Raw genomic sequence first — 3,098 nt, 5'->3', positions numbered from 1 at the left:
GCGCACGAATCGCCCCCTGACTCAGGGGGGAACGATATCCGGCTGCGCCCGGATATCTCCCAAAGTTTGCTGCGCAAACCTTGGGCCCCACCGATGCGCTTCCACACCCCCATTCGTGCTGCGCACGAATCGCCCCCTGACTCAGGGGGCTGGGACCACGCGATATCGCATTTCGTAGGAGCGGCGTGAGCCGCGATGGGCTTTCGCGGGAGGCCGGTTCGTACGGGCCCGCGATCGGTGTTCCGATCCAGGGTTCAGTCGAGGAACTGCAGCTTGGCCAGTTCCGAGTACAGGCCGCCTTCGGCGAGCAGTTGCTCGTGGGTCCCCTCGGCGACGATTCTGCCGCGGTCCATCACCACGATACGGTCGGCCTTGAGCACGGTCGCCAGCCGGTGCGCGATCACCAGCGTGGTGCGACCTTCCATCAGCGTTTCCAGCGCCTGCTGCACGGCCCGCTCGCTCTGCGCGTCGAGCGCGCTGGTGGCCTCGTCGAGCAGCAGGATCGGAGCGTCCTTGAGCAGGGCCCGCGCGATCACGATGCGCTGCTGCTGGCCGCCCGACAGGCGCGCGCCACGCTCGCCCAGCTCGGTGTCCAGCCCCTGCGGCAGCGCCTGCACGAAGTCGGCGGCATTGGCCGCGACCAGTGCCGCCTCGATCTCGGCGTCGCCGGCATCCAGGCGACCATAGCGGATGTTCTCGCGCGCGCTGGTGGCGAAGATCGTCGGCTGCTGCGGCACCAGTGCGACCGCCTCGCGCAACCGGGCAAGGTCGAGACCGGTGATGTCGGCGCCGTCGACGCGCACGACCCCGGTGTCCGGATCGTGGAACCGCAGCAGCAGCGAGAACACCGTGCTCTTGCCGGCCCCCGAGGGACCGACCAGGGCCACGGTCTCGCCCGGCGCCACCTTCAGCTCGAACGCATCCAGCGCCGGCAGATCGGGGCGGGCGGGGTAGTGGAAGGTGACGCCATCGAAGGCGATCGCACCGCGTACCGGCTCCGACATCGGTTGCGGATGCGCGGGTGCGGCCACCGCCGGCTCGGCCAGCAGCAGTTCGCCGATCCGGCCCATGCCGCCGGCCGCGCGCTGCAGCTCGTTCCAGACCTCGGCCAGGGCGCCGATCGAACCGCCGCCGATCAATGCGTACAACACGAACTGTCCGAGCGTGCCGGCGCTCATGCGGCCGCCGGCGACGTCGTGCGCGCCCGACCACAGCACCAGGGTGATCGCGCCGAACACCAGGCTGATCGCGATCGCGGTGACCCAGGCCTGGGCCTGGATGCGCCGGCGCGCGGTGGCCACCGCGATCGTCACCGCCTCACCGAAACGGCCACGCTCGTAGGGTTCGCGCGCATGCGCCTGGACCGTGCGCACCGCGCCCAGGGTCTCGGTCGCCAGCGCGTTGGCGTCGGCGATGCGGTCCTGGGCCGAACGCGAGATCTTCTGCAGCCGGCGCGCGCCGAACACGATGGGCAGCACCGCCAGCGGGATGCCGACCAGCGCGTAGGCGGCCAGTCGCGGACTGGTCACGAACAGCATCGCGATGCTGCCGGCGAAGGTGACCGCGCTGCGCAGCGCCACCGACATGCTGGAGGCGACCACGCTGCGCAGCAGCTCGGCGTCGGCGGTCAGCCGCGAGACCAGCTCGCCACTGCGGTTGGCGTCGTGGAAGCCGGCGTCGAGCCCGATCAGGTGGGCGTACAGCTGTTGCCGCAGGTCGGCGACCACGCGCTCGCCCAGCAGCGAGACGAAGAAGAAGCGCGCGGCGGTGGCGAAGGCCAGCACCACGGCGACCACGAACAGCAGCGCGAACGCGCGGTCGATGCCGTCGCCGCCGGACTGGAAGCCGTGGTCGATGACCATGCGGAATGCCGGCGGCAGGCTGAGCGTCGCCGTCGACGAGAACGCCAGCGCCAGCAACCAGGCGAAGAACAACCCGCGGTGCCTGCGGACGAATGGCCAGAGGGTGCGCAGTTGCCCGACCGGGGCCTTGATGGAGCGGGTGTCGGTCATGATCGAAGTATGCGGGAGGTTCGCGTCGCGGGTGTGGACGCAAGCGAGGCGGCCAGACACCGACGCGATCCGGGATTGGCGGAGCCTGGGGTTGGCGGAGCTTGGGATCAGCGGATTTTGAAGCGGACCCGGTCACGGGTGGCGTCGCGCAGGCGCACTTTCAAGGTCGCGAGCTCGTCGGCCGGCAATTCCAGCCGCATTCGCGTGCCTTCGGCATCGAACTGCTCGTCGAGCTTGGCGGCCGCGAACTGCGCCAGGGTCGCGTGGACGGTCCCGGTGACCTCGAACGGGTAGGCGATCTCGGCTTCTGTCATCGCCACCAGCGGTTGCCGCGCGGCGGTGCGCAGGCACTCGGCCGCGCAGCCGCCGTAGGCGCGGACCAGTCCGCCGGCACCGAGCTTGATGCCGCCGAACCAGCGCGTGACCACGACCGCGACCCGGTCGAAGCCCTGGCCCTCGATCGCGGCCAGGATCGGCCGGCCGGCGGTGCTGGCCGGTTCGCCGTCGTCGTTGAACCGGTACAGCCCGCCGATGCGGTAGGCCCAGCAGTTGTGGGTCGCGGCCGGGTCGCCGACCTCGTCGAAGAAGGCCAGCGCCTGCTCGGCCGACTCGACCGGGGCGGCGTGGGCGAGAAACCGGCTGTGCTTGACCTCGATCGAGTGGCTGGCGCGGGCGGCGAGGGTATCGGCGTTCACGGAGTGCCGGCCGCGTCCGTGTCCGCCGTTTCCAGCAGTTCGAGCAGATCGTCGGGCAGGCGTACGTGCGGGTGCGCCTTGCGGAACAGTTCCAGGCTCTCGCGGGCGGTGTCGCTGTCTCCGGCGGCGCGGCGCGCGCGGATGCGTTCCAGCCAGTCTGCCGGTGCCAGCGAGCGGTCCTCGTGCAGGGGAATCGCCCCCACGTCGCCCCCGGCGCCGCGGATCCGGTTGCCGGTGACCTCGATCCGGTCGAGCGCGGCGGCATCGTGTTCGACGGCCGTCGCTTGCGCCGCCCCGGTCGCTTCCACATCGCCGGCCTCCACCGCGTCGGCGATATCGGCGGCAACCGGCGCCGAGTACGCCTCCGCGGGAGGCGCGCTCAAGATGCCTT

At 71.1% G+C, this 3,098-nt stretch carries 2 protein-coding genes and 1 pseudogene; all 3 read right to left on the bottom strand.

The features are described 5' to 3' along the window. Positions 1-254: 254 nt before the first annotated feature. Complete coding sequence (locus FKV24_RS07015) at positions 255-2,012, bottom strand: ABC transporter transmembrane domain-containing protein (RefSeq protein ID WP_141481870.1); 1,758 nt, start codon at positions 2,010-2,012, stop codon at positions 255-257. A 107-nt stretch (positions 2,013-2,119) separates the two neighbouring features. After that, the gene (locus FKV24_RS07010) at positions 2,120-2,707 is read right to left on the bottom strand and encodes an IMPACT family protein (protein ID WP_141481869.1); all 588 of its coding nucleotides are present in this window, start codon (positions 2,705-2,707) and stop codon (positions 2,120-2,122) included. After that, positions 2,704-3,098: pseudogene (locus FKV24_RS07005) on the bottom strand (hypothetical protein); the annotation flags it as partial. The gene FKV24_RS07010 and the pseudogene FKV24_RS07005, both read right to left, overlap by 4 nt.

Origin of the sequence: Marilutibacter maris, from assembly GCF_006546735.2 — a bacterium.
GTDB classification, from domain to species: domain Bacteria; phylum Pseudomonadota; class Gammaproteobacteria; order Xanthomonadales; family Xanthomonadaceae; genus Marilutibacter; species Marilutibacter maris.
This window is presented reverse-complemented; position numbering and strand designations above follow the sequence as displayed.

Bases quoted from the DNA above. Each gene is read 5' to 3' on its own strand.
- FKV24_RS07015 (WP_141481870.1), bottom strand. From the start codon at position 2,012: ATGACCGACACCCGCTCCATCAAGGCCCCGGTCGGGCAACTGCGCACC.